Here is a 15,413-nt window from a genome sequence, read left to right on the forward strand (position 1 = left end):
ATGCGCCGAATGATGGTCGCGTTCATCGCGCTGATGCTGCTGGCCTTGCCTGCGGCGCATGCCGTGCAGCCGGACGAGATCATGTCGGATCCGGTGAAGGAGTCGCGTGCACGCGATCTGTCGCGTGAGCTGCGCTGCATGGTCTGCCAGAACCAGTCGATCGACGATTCCGATGCGCCGCTGGCGCGCGATTTGCGGCTCCTGGTGCGCGAGCGTATCGCGGCCGGCGACAGCAATTCGCAAGTGCTCGATTTCCTGGTCGCGCGCTACGGCGAGTTCGTGCTGCTCAAGCCGCGCTTCGAGCGCCAGAACATGCTGCTGTGGCTGCTCGCGCCGTTGCTGCTGATTGGCGGCAGCCTGGCGCTATGGCTGCAAATCCGCCGGCGCGCGCGAAATGGTGCAGACCTACCGGCTCCGCCGCTCACGCCCGACGAGGAAGCGCGGCTCGCCGCATTGATGGCGGATGAAGCCAAATCCAGCTAGCTACGTTGCTGCGCGCATCAAGCCGGCACTGCGCGGGGGTTCCTGGAACTTGGTTAAGTTCCTGCAGGTTCACTAGTTTTGGCCGCGATAAACTGCCGCATCCGCATGTCCGGTTCATTACAAAAGTTTAACCCCGCCGCCAGCGCACGGTAAGGCGACAGCCCCCATCTTCAGGTCCGTAAGGTGCCGCCGTCAGGTACCAAATGGATTTCAAGGCCCTGGAGATCTCTGCATGACCGACCGTTCCGACCTCTCGAAACTTCCGTCCTACCAGCAGCCCCGCCGGTCCGTTTTCTCGGCCCGCAAGATCGCGCTGATGGCATCGGTCGTCGCCGGCCTCGGCGCCGCCGTCTACGGCTTCGGCACGTCGACCTCGCCGGCCGACCTGTTCTCGAGCCCGGCACATGCACAGGTCAACAACGAGGTCCGCAAGGTCGAACGCCCGATCGGCTTTGCCGACATTGTCGAGCGCGTGAAACCTTCGGTGATCTCGGTGAAGGTCAACATGAAGGAGAAGACCGCGAGCAACGATGACGGCGATGATTCCTCCTCACCGTTCCAGCCGGGCTCGCCGATGGAGCGGTTCTTCCGCCGCTTCGGCGGTCCGGATGGTATCCCTGGCCTAAAGGGTGGTGGCGGTCGTGGCCGCGTCGTGCAGGGCCAGGGCTCCGGCTTCTTCATCTCGGCTGACGGCTTTGCCGTGACCAACAACCACGTGGTCGACGGCGCCGACAAGGTCGAGGTCACCACCGACGACGGCAAGACCTACACCGCCAAGGTGATCGGTACCGACCAGCGCACCGACCTTGCCTTGATCAAGGTCGAGGGCAGCTCGAACTTCCCGTTCGCGAAGCTTGCCGACGGCAAGCCGCGGATCGGCGACTGGGTGCTCGCGGTGGGCAACCCGTTCGGCCTCGGCGGCACCGTGACTGCCGGCATCGTTTCGGCCAGCGGCCGCGACATCGGCAACGGCCCCTACGACGATTTCATCCAGATCGACGCCCCCGTGAACAAGGGCAATTCCGGCGGTCCCGCGTTCGACACCAATGGTGAGGTGATGGGCGTCAACACCGCGATCTACTCGCCTTCCGGCGGCAGCGTCGGCATCGCGTTCTCGATCCCCGCCAGCACCGTGAAGAGCGTGGTGGCGCAGCTCAAGGACAAGGGCTCGGTTAGCCGCGGCTGGATCGGCGTGCAGATTCAGCCGGTGACACCCGACATCGCAGACAGCCTCGGCATGAAGAAGGCCGAAGGTGCGCTGGTTGCGGAGCCGCAGGCGAATGGTCCGGCGGCCAAGGCCGGCATCGAGTCCGGTGACGTGATCACGTCGGTCAACGGCGAATCGGTCAAGGACGCGCGCGAGCTCGCCCGCACCATTGGCGGCCTGGCGCCCGGCGCGACCGTGAAGCTCAACGTGCTGCACAAGGGCCAGGACAAGGTGGTGAACCTCACCCTCGGCCAGCTGCCGAACACGATCGAAGCCAAGGCCGACATCGACAAGGACAGCGGCAAGGGCGCGAGCCGCGGCACCGACGTGCCCAAGCTCGGCATGACCGTCGCGCCCGCCGATTCCGTGGCCGGCGCCGGCAAGGAAGGCGTCGTGGTCACCGAAGTCGATCCGAAGAGCGCCGCAGCCGAACGCGGCTTCAAGGAAGGTGACGTGATTCTCGAAGTCGGCGGCAAGAGCGTGAGCACCGCCGGCGAAGTTCGCGACGCCATCAACACGGCGCGGACTGACAACAAGAACAGCGTCCTGATGCGGGTGAAGAGCGGCGGTCAGTCGCGCTTCGTCGCCGTGCCCATCGCGAAGGGCTAACCAAGGGCTCGGCCTCAGGAGGCCTCCGAGATGAAGGGTGTCGCCGGCATCAGTCGCCCCCGCCGACGGCGCCCTTCGGGGGAGCAGCGCAACGTTTGCTTCCCCTATCTACCTTCCGGTGGAATACGCCCCCCTCCGTCGGAAGGCCTAGGGCGGTGAAGTCCCCCCAGCTTCACCGCCCGCCTTTTTCTCGATGCCAGAGTCTCTCACTCGGCTTGCATGCGATTGCCGCTCGCGCCATGTTTAGAGAAGGTTCACTCCCTTGACCGTTGCCGAACGCACGATGCGCCTCCTCATCATCGAAGACGACCGCGAATCCGCCGACTACCTCGTGAAGGCGTTTCGTGAGGTCGGGCACATTGCCGACCACGCCGCCGACGGCGAGGAAGGCCTTGCCATGGCCGAGAACGGCGATTACGACGTGCTGGTGGTCGACCGCATGCTGCCCAAGCGCGACGGCCTGTCGGTGATCGGCGCGCTCCGCGACAAGGACGATTCGACGCCGGTGCTGATTCTCTCCGCGCTCGGCCAGGTCGACGACCGCATCAAGGGCCTGCGCGCTGGCGGCGACGATTATCTGCCGAAACCCTATTCCTTCGCCGAGCTGTTGGCCCGGGTCGAGGTGCTGTCGCGCCGCCGCGGCGGTCCGGCCGAGGACACGCTGTACCGCGTCGGCGATCTCGAGCTCGACCGGCTCTCCCATCGCGTCGCGCGCGGCAAGGACGAGCTGACGCTCCAGCCGCGCGAATTCCGCCTGCTCGAATACCTCATGAAGCATGCGGGCCAGGTGGTGACCCGCACCATGCTGCTTGAGAACGTCTGGGACTATCATTTCGATCCGCAGACCAACGTCATCGACGTGCACATTTCGCGGCTGCGCTCCAAGATCGACAAGGGTTTTGAGCGGCCGCTGCTGCACACGATCCGCGGCGCGGGATACATGATCCGTGACGGCATTCGGTAAACTCGTCCGCACCACGGCATTCCGGCTGACGCTGGTCTATTTGCTGTTGTTCGCGATGTTCGCGGCCTCGCTGCTGGCCTATTTCGCCTGGAATACGCGGCGGCTGATCACCGAGGAGATCACGCAGACAGTCAATGCCGAGACCTCGGAGATCAGCGAGATCTACGGCCGCCGCGGCTTGCGCGCTCTCGTGCTCGCGATCGAGTACCGGGCGCTGCGTCCGGGTGCCAACCTCTATCTCGTGACGACGCCGACCGGGCAGGCGATCGCCGGCAATGTCGGCTCGCTGGCGCCCGGCGTGATGGCGAAGCGCGGCTGGTCCGAGACCGCCTACCGGCGTATCGAGGACGCCGACGATCGCGACCACCTTGCGCTCGTCCGCGTCACCGAACTGGAAAACGGCTTCCGGCTTCTGATCGGACGCGATCTGGCCGAGCGGCGACGGCTGTTCGGCATCGTGGCGAAGGCCGCGCAATGGTCGATCCTGATCGTCGTTGTGCTCGGCCTGGGCGGCGGCATCTTTGTGGCGCGCAGGGTTTTGAGGCGCATTGATGCGATGAGCGGCACCGCCCATCGGATCATGACCGGCGATCTCAGCGAACGCCTGCCGGTAGGGCGCAGTGGCGACGAGCTCGACCGCCTCGCCGAAAATCTCAACGCCATGCTGGAGCGGATCGAGGCGCTGATGGCGGGGCTGAAGGAGGTCTCCGACAACATCGCTCACGATCTCAAGACGCCGCTGACGCGCCTGCGCAACCGCGCCGAGGAGGCGCTGGCGAAATCCGGCGGCGAGGTCGATTACCGCGCCGCGCTGGAGCGGACCATCGAGGAATCCGACGGGCTGATCCGTACCTTCAACGCGCTTCTGATGATCGCGCGCGCCGAGTCCGGGCAGGCGCGCGGTAACATGGATGATTTCGACGCCGCCGATGTCGCCAACGGCATTCACGAACTCTACGAGCCGCTGGCCGAAGACGACGGCATGACTTTGAAGGTCAGGTGCGAGCCGACGCCGGTTCACGCCAACCGCGAGTTGATCAGCCAGGCCCTCGCCAATCTTGTCGAGAATGCGGTCAAATACGGCAAGCCGGTCGCGCAATCCGCGGGAACCGTGGTCAGCATGGAGGGCAGGCAGATCACGATCGAATCGAGGCGCGAGGGCGATCAGGTGCTGCTCAGCGTCACCGATCGCGGTCCCGGAATCCCCGAAGCCGACCGCAAGCATGTGGTGGAACGATTCGTGCGGCTGGAAGCGAGCCGCACGCTGCCTGGATCCGGCCTCGGTCTCAGTCTCGCCTCCGCGGTCGCGACATTGCATGGCGGTGAGTTGAGGTTGGGTGACGCCCAGCCCGGTCTTGTCGCCACGCTGGTGCTGCCGGCGCGCGCGGGCGACAGGGTTGCTCCGCCAATGCCGGATGTGCCACAGAAGGTGGCATGAACCACTCCGCGCCGGGAAACGCGGACAAGCATGGTGAGAGACTTGCCGCACGCTTCGCGGAGGCTCCCCATATTGCCGCTTCCGTCACCGACCAAGGACGTTTTGAAAGGTGGCTGGCCGAGCTCGAGCCAGCGCAATTCACCCGTCTTGAAGCGCTGCTGGCTCACCGCTTCGCGCGGGACATCCTGGCCGGCATCGCGGAATTCTCGCCTTATCTGTTTGAGCTGCTGCGCGCTGATCCGCAGCGCCTGATCCGGCTGCTGGAATGCGATCCGGATGCGCATCTCGCCACGCTGATCGCGGAGGCGAACGGCGCCGTGCTCGCGGCATCCGATGAAGCCGAGGTGATGCGGCTGCTTCGCCGCATGAAGGCGGAGGCCGCGCTCCTGATCGCATTGTGCGACATCGGCGGGGTCTGGCCGGTGATGCGGGTGACCGCAGCGCTCACCGATGTCGCGGTGTCCTCGGTGCGGGCGGCGCTTCAGTACCTCCTGCGGCAGGAAGCCGCACGCGGCAAGCTCTCGCCGCCCAATCCCGAGGCGTCGGAGGAGGGCTGCGGGCTGATCGTGCTTGCGATGGGCAAGATGGGCGCAGGCGAGCTGAACTATTCCAGCGACATCGATCTCATCGTGTTCTTCGATCCCGACAATACGACGCTCGCCGCCGATATCGAACCCCAGCCGTTCTTCGTGAGGGTGACGCAGGGGATGGCGCGCATTCTCCAGCAGCGCACTTATGACGGCTACGTCTTCCGCGTCGATCTGCGCCTGCGTCCCGATCCATCCTCGACGCAGGTGGCGATTTCGCGCGACGCCGCGCTGAACTATTACGAGCGGGAAGGGCGTACCTGGGAGCGCGCCGCGATGATCAAGGCGCGAGCCTGCGCCGGCGATCCCAGGGCGGGCGCGGCGCTGCTCGCGGAGATCGCGCCCTTCGTCTGGCGCAAGCATCTCGACTTTGCCGCGCTTGCCGACGTTCACGACATGAAGCGGCAGATGCAGACCTATCGCGGCCAGAGCGAGGTTGCGGTCGAAGGGCATAACGTGAAGGTCGGGCGCGGCGGAATCCGCGAGATCGAGTTCTTCGCCCAGACCCAGCAATTGATCGCCGGGGGGCGACATCCCGAACTGCGTGTGCGGCCGACGCTCGCCGCGCTCGGCGTGCTTGCTTCCAGCAACTGGATCACGGTTTCGGCGCGTGACGAGCTGACCACGGCCTACCAATTCCTGCGCCGGGTCGAGCATCGCCTCCAGATGATCGCAGACGAGCAGACCCACACGCTGCCCGAGGACAAGGAGGCGGTGGAGCGTTTCGCCTGGTTCTTCGGCTATCCGGATCGCGAGGCCTTTGCCCGCGACCTTCTGCGGCAGCTCGAGATCGTCCAGGGCCACTACGAAAAACTGTTCGAAGGCGACGATCCGACCGGCACGGCCAAGCTGCCGGCGCTCGACTACAGTGCGGGTCCCGACGATCCGCGGCTGCTTCAGTATCTGGCCACGCTCGGCTTCAAGAAGCCTGCCGCCGTCGCGCAGACCGTGCGTGACTGGATCACCGGCGAGTACCGCGTGTTCCGCGTCGAAGCGACGCGCAACGCATTCGTCGAATTCGTGCCGGCTCTCATCGACGGTCTCGCTCATGCCGAGGAGCCGGATCGGGCCGTCGTGGCGTTCGACCATTTCCTTGGAGCGCTTCAGCGCGGCGGCCGGCTGATCACGCTGCTCGGCCAGAACCGCGATCTCGTCGCGCTGGTCGCCCTGGTGCTGGGCGCGGCGCCCCGGCTCGGCGAGATGCTCGCCCGGCAGCCGCAGCTCATGGATGGCCTGATCGATCCGCGCTTCTTCGGCGCCATGCCCGACAGGCAGGAATTGTCGGGGCGGCTTGCGACCACCGTGCAGGATGCCGGCTCTTACGAAGAGTTCCTCGACCGCCTGCGTCTGTTCGGGCAAGAGAGCCTGTTCCTGATCGGCACGCGCATTCTCTCCGGCACCGTCTCGGCGCAGCAGGCGAGCACGGCCTTTGCCGACGTCGCCGAGGGCATCGTCCATACCGTGCATGGTCTCGTCGCCGACCGCTTCGCCGCCCAGCATGGCCGGATCAAGGGGCAGGAGAGCGCAATCATCGCGATGGGCCGGCTCGGCAGCCGCGAGATGACCGCGTCGTCCGATCTCGACCTGATCCTGCTTTACGATTTCGATAGCGACAATCCGGACTCCGACGGTGCGAAGTCACTGCAAGGTGCGCATTACTTCGCCCGCTTCACCCAGCGCCTGATCAGCGCGTTCACGACGCGCACCAATTACGGAGTGCTCTACGAGATCGACATGCGGCTGCGCCCCTCGGGGCGTGCCGGCCCTGTGGCCTCGAGCCTCGTCTCGTTCGCGGACTACCAGGCCAACGAGGCCTGGACCTGGGAGCACATGGCGCTGACGCGCGCGCGCGTCGTGTCCGCTTCGCCCGAATTCCGGGAACGGATCGAGCGCGTCATCCGCGATGTCCTGACCCGCCGCCGCGATCCCGGAATCATCGCCAACGATGTTGCCGACATGCGGCGCGCGATCGCCCAGGAGAAGGGCGAGGCCGATTGCTGGGATCTCAAATATGCCGCCGGCGGCATGGTCGACATCGACTTCATCGCGCAATATCTCCAGCTCGTGCATGCGCACGAGAAGCCGGAGATTCTCGACGCCGGCACCATGCAGGTGCTGGAAAATGCATGCAGGCTGGGCGTGCTGGCGCAATCGGAGACCGAGATATTGCGGGCCGCGGCGCGGCTGTATCACGACCTGACGCAGATCCTGCGGCTCTGCGTCAGCGACCGGTTCAAGCCGGAGACCGCCGGCACCGACCTTCTGCGCGTGATGGCACGCGCCGGCGATGCGCCGCATTTCTCCTCGCTGGAGGCGCGCGTGAAGGAGACGCAGAGCGAGGTGCGCCGTGTCTTCAGGGCGCTGCTGGAAGGGACGTCGTCGTCGGCTTCAGCGAGGTGAGCGCCTCCCGCACGTTCGGCTCCAAGCCCGCGCCGCGGGCGTCGCGGCGACGCGCTGGATGCAGCGCTAGGCATTCGTGGCGGTTTTTGCGTGTCGCAAGGGGTAGGGCATGCTAGCTTGCATGCCACCATACGATCCGAGGGAACGAACGGTTGCTCGACAAGCTTGAACTATTGCTGGCGCTGGCGAAGGAACGGCATTTCGGCCGGGCCGCCGAAATGTGCGGCGTGACGCAACCGACGATGTCGACCGGGCTGAAGCAGCTCGAGGAGATCCTCGGCGTGATGTTGGTCCAGCGCGGCTCCCGCTTCCAGGGTTTTACGCCGGAAGGCGAGCGGGCGCTGGATTGGGCGCGGCGGATCGTGGGCGATGCCCGCGCGATGCGTGACGAGATCAACGGGCTGAAGCATCAGCTCTCCGGCGAGATCCGAATTGCGGCAATCCCGACCGTGCTCGGTATGGTCGCTGCGCTGACGACGCCGTTCCGCGCCAGGCATCCCGAGGTGCGTTTCCGCATCCAGTCCACCACCTCATCCGAGGTGCTGGGGTTGCTCGAGAATCTCGAGGTGGATGCAGGCCTGACCTATATCGAGAACGAGCCGATCGGCAAGGTGCGCACCATTCCGCTCTACAGCGAGAGCTATCGTCTGCTCACCGCGCCGGATGGAATGTTCGGTGATCGCGAGACGGTGACGTGGCGGGAGGTCGGACAGGTGCCGCTGTGCCTGCTGACGCCCGACATGCAGAACCGCCGCATCATCGACCGCGCGTTACGTTCGGTCGGCGCCGAGGCGACGCCGACCTTGACCTCGAATTCGCTGCTGGTGCTGTTCACGCATGTGAAGACGGGGCGCTGGGCCAGCGTGATGCCGGCCAAGCTCGCCGAGACGCTCGGCCTGTCCGATACGGTGCGCTCGATCCCGATCATCGATCCCGATGTCAATTACAGCATCGGCATGGTGATCCCGCAGCGTGATCCGATGACGCCGCTGATCGCGGCGCTGGTCAATGTCGCGCGAGAAGTCGCGCCGTCGCTGCAATCGTAGAATTCAGGCCGCGGCCGATATTCCGGACGCCGACTTGATCGCGTTGCGGGGCAGGGTGACGCGCACGACGGTGCCGACCTCGAGTTTGGAGCGCAGCCGCATCGAGCCGCCATGAAGCTGCGCCAGCGAGCGGGCGATCGCCAACCCCAGTCCCGAGCCGTGATAGGTCTTGGTGAGCTGGCTCTCGACTTGCTCGAAGGGGCGGCCGAGCCGCGCCAGCGAATGCGGCGCGATGCCGATGCCGGTGTCGGCGATCATCAGCACGATCCTGTCGTCGAGCTGCCGGCTGCGCACCACGATGCGTCCGCCGTCGGGCGTGAACTTCACGGCGTTGGAGAGCAAATTGACGATGATCTGCTTGGTGGCGCGACGGTCGGCGACGACGGAGATGGACTTTGCGATGTCGGCGTCGAGCGTCAGGTGCTTGTCCTGCGCGCGGCCGGTGACGACCCGCAGGGATTCCGCCAGCGTCTGCGCCAGGTCGAGCTCTTCCATGTCGAGCTTCATGCGGCCGGCCTCGATCTTGGACATGTCGAGGATGTCGTTGATGACTTCGAGCAGGTAATGCCCGCTGGTCAGGATGTCGTGGCAGTATTCCTGGTACTTCTCCGAGCCGAGCTCGCCGAACATGCCCGAGCCCATGATTTCGGAAAAGCCGATGATCGCGTTCAGCGGCGTGCGCAGCTCGTGGCTCATATTGGCGAGGAATTTCGACTTGGTCTGGTTGGCTTCCTCGGCGCGGGTCTTCTCGCGCTGGTATTTCTCGGCGAGATCGGCGAGTTCGCCCGCCTGGCGCTCCAGGGCTGCCTGCGAGCGCTTAAGGTCGATGACGGTGGCGCGCAGGCGTAGATCGTTGTCGACCAGCTTCTGCTCGTGCTCCTTGATGCGGGTGATGTCGGTGCCGACCGAGACGTAGCCGCCGTCCTTGGTGCGGCGCTCGCTGATGTGCAGCCAGCTGCCGTCGTCGAGCTGCGCCTCGAAGGTCCGCGCACCGGGGCCCTGGCTCGCAGTCTCGTTGTGCCGGGTGCGAACCTCCGGCATGCGGCCGACCTCCAGCACGGTCTCGTAGGAGGTGCCGGGGATGACGGCGCTGTCGGGCAGCTTGTGCAGGCGCTGGAAGTGCGAATTGCAGAGCACCAAGCGGTCGCTGGCGTCCCACAGGACGAAGGCTTCGGGAATGGTCTCGATCGCGTCGCGCAGGCGCAAATCGGCTTCCACGGTCCGCTCGGCGAGGCTCTTCTGCTCGGTGATGTCGACCGCGATCCCGATCAGGTGAACGCTGGAATCGGTCGCGCCGCTGGTCTTCTCGCAGCGGACGCGGAGCCAGATCCAGTGGCCGTCGACATGCTGCATGCGGAAGGTCTGGTCGATGTGGTCGATCTTCTCGGAGATGAGCTGGTCGGCGATCTCGAACAGGTCGATGTCGTCGGACTTCACCAGCGCGTTGACCTCGCCGAAGGTGAGGAGCTCGTTGCGGCCGTCGAGGCCGAGCATTGAAAACATTGACTGCGACCAGAAGATGCGGCCGCGCGACAGGTCCCAGTCCCACAGCCCGCAGCGGCCGCGGTTGAGCGCGGTGTCGATCCGGCCGCGCACGGCGTCGTTGATCAGGTCGCCCTCGCGGGCACGGGTGGACTGCCAGTGGAAGGCGAAGCCGAGGATCAGGACCACGAAGCCGGTGGTGGCCGACAGCGTCACCGATAGCGCGGCGTCCGAGCCCCAGATCGGCTCGTTGCGCTCCTGGATCACGGTCACGAAGCCGGGCAACGATTTGATCTGCCGCGCGGTCGCCATTGCGGCGTTGCCGTTCGGCAGCGTCATATCGGAGATGTTGTCGTCGCGCGGCGGTGCCGCCAGCAGTTGCGCCGTCGTGATTGCGTCGAGCAGGCGGTCGTTGCCCGAGGGATCGCTGTCGATCGGGATGCGAGCGAGGATGCGGCGGTCGATTCCAGCCGAGGTGACGATGACGTGGCGGCCCGAGGCGGTGCCCCAGGTTGGAATGAGGTCGGGCAGCAACGCCGGGAGGCTCTCGATGTTCTTCAGCCGCTCCTGTCGCCCGGAGGTGAGGCGGTCGATACGCTCGGCGAGCAGGTCGGCGAGCGCCGAGATGTCGTGGCGGATCACCAGCCGCTTCTGGCGCGTCTGGTCGACGACCTGCACGAACGCGCCGAGGCAGATCGTGATCAGGAATGCGATGATGAGCGTCGGCACGGCGCGGCGCAGCGCAGGCTCCGCTATCAGGAGCCGATGATAGGCAGGTTTCGCGATCGATTGCGCCAATCCTTTGATCGAATCGGATTGGACGCACGCGTTCGCGGCGTCTGCACGCGACATGCCTAAAGCCCCCTGGAAACCTGCTTGCAACTGGACTTCGGAAGCAGCCCCACATCGCTTCCGAATCATGGTCGATTTGAATCCAGATTTCGCGGGCTGTCGAGAGTCAACGAATCGTTAACGCGAATTTATTCTTATCCAACGCGCAGTTTGTGCGTCGTGCGTCCGCAAACTTACGTGCGCGGCGAGTCCGAAACGAGAACGTGTGACTCCTCGCACATTCTCTGTCACGCGCGCGGCGGTTCGGCGTGACTGATGACGCGCTTCACGCTCGGGAACGCGCGCCGCAACGCGCGCTCGATCGCATCGACATGCTCGTGCACCTTGATCACGCTCATCGACGGCTCGGCGCGGCAGTGGAAATTCACGATCTCGCCGGCGTCGGTGTTGCGGACGCGAACATTATGGATGTCGTGGATCTCGCCGCTGGCGGCATATTCCGTCAAGGCTGCGGCGATGGCCCGCACCCGTTCCGGTTCGGCATCGACCCCGAACGGCAGTTCCGGTTCCAGCGGCTCGATGTGGACGTCGACCTCGACATCTGCGCCGAACTCTTCCTGGATGTTGCGTTCCAGCGTGTTGGCGACGTCATGGGCGGCGTAGAGCTGCATCCCCCCGTCGACCTCGAGGTCGATGCTGACGATCAGCTTGGCGCCGAGATCGTGCACGGTGACGTGGTGGATGGCGAGGCCCGAATTGTGGGCGATGACCATGATGCGGTCGCGCACGGTCTCGTTGTCGCGCGCCACGGGGACTGCGGTGAAGGTGAGGTCGGTATCGCCGAAGGCCGTCTCGACGGCTGCTTGCGCGTTGCGCTTGATGTCCTCGACCCGGTCGATGGGGTAGGTCCGCGGCACCTTTGCGATCGTGTCGATAAACGTGGTGGCACCGACCATGCGCACGCGGAGCCGCTCGATGTCGATCACGCCCGGCACGCTGCGGATCGCGGCCGTGGCCGTCTCATGCGCGCCTTCCGGAGCGCGGTCCACCAGCGTCTGCACGGTCGAGCCGGCCATGCGCAGGCCGAGCAGGGCGATCATCACGGCCACTGCGGCGGCGGCAGCCGCGTCGCCCCACCAGAAGCCGAGGCCGGCGAGGATCAGGCCCACGATCACGGCGAACGAGCCCATCACGTCGGAGGCGAAATGCAGCGCATCGGCGGCGAGCGCCTGGCTCCTGGTCTCCCGTGCGGCACGGTGCAGGGCACGGGCGCGCCAGAAATTGACGGCGATGTCGATCACCAGCACGACGAAAGGGACGGCGGAGATCGTCGGCGGCGCAACTCCCTCTCGGAGATGGCTGTAGGACTGGACCAGGATTCCACCGGCGAGCACGTAGAGCAGGGCGGTGACGCCCAGTGCCGAGACACTTTCGAGCTTGCCGTGGCCGTAATGATGCTCTTCGTCCGCCGGCTTGTCGGACACCCGCACCACCGCCCAGGTGATGATGGTGGCGACCAGGTCGATCGACGAATGCAGCGCCTCGGAGATTAGCGCCAGCGAGCCGATCGCGATCCCGACCGCGAACTTGGCCGCCGCCATGCCGCCGCTGGCGAATATCGAGATCGCTGCGACTGAGGTCTTGTTGTGTTGGGAGCTCATGGCGGGGATTTAGCAGGCCGCGGGTGAACATCAAGCGACGATCCACAGGCGTAGACGCTAGTGAGTTGCAGGAGCGGGTGAACTCCGTCGTGCCCGGACTTGTCCCGGGCATCCACGTTCTTCGGAGCGACAAAGACGTGGACGGCCGGGACAAGCCCGGCCATGACGAGTGGAGAGACTGGTGCGCTGCCGCTCTCTCTGGTCGTCGCGGCCACTACACCGTCACGACGATCTTCCCCAGGTGCTTGTTGGCCTCCATGTGCTCGAAGGCCTTGTCGATGTCGTCGAAGGCAAACACCTTGTCGATCGGCAGCTGCAGCTTTCGCGACTCGACGGCGCCCCAGATGTCCTTGCGGACCTCCTCAAAAATCTCACGGACCTCCGCGACGGTGCGGGTGCGGAAGGTGACGCCGACATAATCGATGCGGCGGGCCGCGTGCAGGTCGAAGTTGAAATCGGCATGGGTGCCGCCGAGCCGGCCGACATTGACGATGCAACCCTTGACCTTGGTCGCCGCGAGGTTCTGGTTCGCGACCTTGCCCGAGACCTGGTCGACGATGAGGTCGACACCTTCGCCGTTCGTCGCCTTCAGCACCCCGTCGACCCATGAGGGGTCAGAGGAGTCGACCGCAAGATCGGCGCCATACTCCTTCAGCCGGCTGCGGCGATAAGCATCGGTCGAGGAGCCGATCACGAGCCTGGCGCCCTTGAGCTTCGCAATCTGCATCGCCATCAGGCCGACGCCGGAGCTTGCGCCCTGGATCAGCACGGCTTGCCCGGGCTGCACGCCGCCGATGGTGACGACGGCGTTGTGCATGGTCGCGAGTGCGACGGGCAGGGTGGCGGCTTCCTCGAAGTTCATGTTCGAGGGCGCGTGGAAAAGCCGGCCGTGATCGGCCAGCGTGTATTCGGCAAACGCCGCGCCGCCCGAGCCCATGATGCGGTCGCCGACCTTGAGGCCCTTGGCATCCGGTCCGAGCGCGGCGACCTCGCCGGCCCATTCCATGCCGAGCACGGTGCCGGCGCCGCCGGCCGCGCCATGGGCGTGGCCCTTGCGCATGCCGGTGTCGGCGCGATTGAGGCCACAGGCGCGGACCCGGACCAGCACCTGCGTGCCTTCAGGCTTTGGTTGAGCGACGTCGGAAATCGTAGCGCCACCAGGGCCGTAGACATAAGCCTTCATGAATTGCTCTCGCTTCTTGCAGTGATTATTCAGCAGCCTGCGCTGTCGGATGAACGATCATGCCTTCGAGCCGGCTGCGGATGATGGCCTCCGCTTCGCGCACGATGCGGGAGATCAGTTCCGCGCAGGTCGGGATGTCCTGGATCAGGCCCTGGACCTGGCCCGCCGACCAGATGCCTTCGTCCGAGTTGCCGGTCGCGTAGACCATCTTGCCGCGGGCGCCCGCGACGAGTTCGCGGATGTCCTCGAACTTGGCGCCTTCCTTCTCCATCGCTACGACCTTGGTCGAGATCTCGTTCCTGGCGACGCGGGAGGTGTTGCGCATGGTGCGGAAGATCAGCTCGGTTTCGCGCTCGTCATTGGCCACGATCTTCTCCTTGATGAGCTGATGAATGGGGCTCTCTTTGGTCGCCATGAAGCGGGTGCCCATGTTGATGCCTTCGGCGCCGAGCGCCAGTGCGGCGACGAGGCCGCGGGCGTCGGCAAAGCCGCCGGAGGCGATCATCGGGATCTTGATCTTGTTGGCGGCGGCCGGGATTAGGATCAGGCCGGGGGTGTCGTCCTCGCCGGGATGGCCGGCGCATTCGAACCCGTCGATCGAGATGGCGTCGACGCCCATGCGCTCGGCCGAGAGCCCGTGACGGACGCTAGTGCATTTGTGCACGACCTTGACGCCGTGCTTCTTGAACTCGTCGACATGCTCCTGCGGCTTGTTGCCGGCGGTTTCGACCACCTTGATGCCGCTCTCGATGATGGCGGCGCGATATTCGGCATAAGGCGGCGGCTTGATTGCGGGCAGGATGGTGAGGTTGACGCCAAACGGCTTGTCGGTGAGATCGCGGCAGCGGGCGATCTCCTTCCTGAGGTCCTCCGGTGTCGGCTGGGTCAGCGCCGTGATGAAGCCGAGCGCGCCGGCATTGGCGACGGCGGCGACCAGCTCGGCGCGCCCGACCCACTGCATGCCGCCCTGGACGATCGGGTGCTCGACTCCGACGAGCTTGGTGAACCGTGTCTGCAGCATGATCTGTTTCCCCGCTTGCGTGGCGCTCTTTTATCGGTCGATGCCGGCAGGATGCCGCCCGGGTCGGGAAAAGTCTATTGCGAGGGCGTGCGGTGGAGGCGGGGCGATCATGCGGGGAGTGGGGGGATTCCGTGAGGCGGATAATTGACGCGGGCTCGTGTCCCGGACGCGCTGCAACGCCTCTTCGCGTTGCCGCGCAGAGCCGCGACCCATGCCCAGCGAGCGCTCTGAAAGATGGGCGCCGGCTCTGCAGCGCACCGTCGAACCGGACGATGCTTCGCTCTGCCGGGGGATGCTGCGCTGCGTCCGGGGCACGGACGCACAATCTTCCGATCAATCTCGATCCGACTTGCAAACAGCAGACGCATCTTCGCATCCTCGCGGCGCATTTCGCCCGAGCTTTGCCTGATCGCATCGCCCTCGTCGTGACAAGGGCGCAGGGAAGGCCGGGCGCCGGCTGGCACCCGCAAGTCCGTGCGCCAGAAGAATGCACACGGGGTGGACCACAGGTCAGCCAATCGCCCGGCCTTCCCTGCGCGG

At 65.6% G+C, this 15,413-nt stretch carries 10 protein-coding genes; 6 read left to right on the plus strand and 4 right to left on the minus strand.

Annotated features, from left to right (window positions below):
* From AC0L3B_RS02260 to AC0L3B_RS02285, 6 genes are all read left to right on the plus strand, one after another.
* The gene (locus tag AC0L3B_RS02260; RefSeq protein ID WP_026233610.1) at positions 1-483 is read left to right on the plus strand and encodes a cytochrome c-type biogenesis protein; all 483 of its coding nucleotides are present in this window, start codon (positions 1-3) and stop codon (positions 481-483) included.
* Between the two features lie 232 nt (positions 484-715).
* Entirely contained in the window at positions 716-2,299 is a 1,584-nt protein-coding gene (locus AC0L3B_RS02265) for a Do family serine endopeptidase (protein WP_085352305.1), read from the plus strand.
* 283 nt (positions 2,300-2,582) lie between these two features.
* Positions 2,583-3,263 (plus strand): response regulator transcription factor, encoded by a 681-nt coding sequence (locus AC0L3B_RS02270; protein WP_035969420.1) that lies wholly within the window; start codon positions 2,583-2,585, stop codon positions 3,261-3,263.
* The gene (locus tag AC0L3B_RS02275; protein WP_085352306.1) at positions 3,247-4,701 is read left to right on the plus strand and encodes a sensor histidine kinase; all 1,455 of its coding nucleotides are present in this window, start codon (positions 3,247-3,249) and stop codon (positions 4,699-4,701) included. Before AC0L3B_RS02270 ends, AC0L3B_RS02275 begins: the two co-directional genes overlap by 17 nt.
* Positions 4,698-7,688 carry a bifunctional [glutamine synthetase] adenylyltransferase/[glutamine synthetase]-adenylyl-L-tyrosine phosphorylase gene (locus AC0L3B_RS02280; RefSeq protein ID WP_473379953.1) on the plus strand — a complete coding sequence of 997 codons (2,991 nt, stop codon included), beginning with the start codon at positions 4,698-4,700 and terminating at the stop codon, positions 7,686-7,688. Before AC0L3B_RS02275 ends, AC0L3B_RS02280 begins: the two co-directional genes overlap by 4 nt.
* Before the next feature lie 152 nt (positions 7,689-7,840).
* Entirely contained in the window at positions 7,841-8,734 is an 894-nt protein-coding gene (locus tag AC0L3B_RS02285; RefSeq protein ID WP_018458564.1) for a LysR family transcriptional regulator, read from the plus strand.
* A gap of 3 nt (positions 8,735-8,737) precedes the next feature.
* Here the strand turns inward: AC0L3B_RS02285 and AC0L3B_RS02290 are convergent, their stop codons facing one another.
* The 4 genes from AC0L3B_RS02290 to AC0L3B_RS02305 form a co-directional block, all read right to left on the minus strand.
* A complete protein-coding gene (locus AC0L3B_RS02290) occupies positions 8,738-11,068 on the minus strand; it encodes a PAS domain-containing sensor histidine kinase (protein WP_018458565.1) in 2,331 nt (776 codons plus the stop codon).
* A 227-nt stretch (positions 11,069-11,295) separates the two neighbouring features.
* Positions 11,296-12,669, minus strand: coding sequence for a cation-efflux pump (locus AC0L3B_RS02295; protein WP_085362399.1), 1,374 nt, complete (start codon positions 12,667-12,669; stop codon positions 11,296-11,298).
* 214 nt (positions 12,670-12,883) lie between these two features.
* On the minus strand, positions 12,884-13,852 hold the full coding sequence (locus AC0L3B_RS02300; RefSeq protein WP_473379954.1) for a quinone oxidoreductase family protein: 969 nt from the start codon (positions 13,850-13,852) through the stop codon (positions 12,884-12,886).
* Between the two features lie 25 nt (positions 13,853-13,877).
* Entirely contained in the window at positions 13,878-14,873 is a 996-nt protein-coding gene (locus AC0L3B_RS02305) for an NAD(P)H-dependent flavin oxidoreductase (protein ID WP_018458568.1), read from the minus strand.
* Between the last annotated feature and the right edge of the window lie 540 nt (positions 14,874-15,413).

The sequence above is a fragment of the Bradyrhizobium sp. Kon56 genome, assembly GCF_055807635.1.

Excerpts from the sequence above, each read along its gene's own strand:
- AC0L3B_RS02260 (WP_026233610.1), top strand. The coding sequence starts at position 1 with ATGCGCCGAATGATGGTCGCGTTCATCGCGCTGATGCTGCTGGCCTTG.
- AC0L3B_RS02265 (WP_085352305.1), top strand. The coding sequence starts at position 716 with ATGACCGACCGTTCCGACCTCTCGAAACTTCCGTCCTACCAGCAGCCC.
- AC0L3B_RS02270 (WP_035969420.1), top strand. The coding sequence starts at position 2,583 with ATGCGCCTCCTCATCATCGAAGACGACCGCGAATCCGCCGACTACCTC.
- AC0L3B_RS02280 (WP_473379953.1), top strand. The coding sequence starts at position 4,698 with ATGAACCACTCCGCGCCGGGAAACGCGGACAAGCATGGTGAGAGACTT.
- AC0L3B_RS02290 (WP_018458565.1), bottom strand. The coding sequence starts at position 11,068 with ATGTCGCGTGCAGACGCCGCGAACGCGTGCGTCCAATCCGATTCGATC.
- AC0L3B_RS02295 (WP_085362399.1), bottom strand. The coding sequence starts at position 12,669 with ATGAGCTCCCAACACAACAAGACCTCAGTCGCAGCGATCTCGATATTC.
- AC0L3B_RS02300 (WP_473379954.1), bottom strand. The coding sequence starts at position 13,852 with ATGAAGGCTTATGTCTACGGCCCTGGTGGCGCTACGATTTCCGACGTC.
- AC0L3B_RS02305 (WP_018458568.1), bottom strand. The coding sequence starts at position 14,873 with ATGCTGCAGACACGGTTCACCAAGCTCGTCGGAGTCGAGCACCCGATC.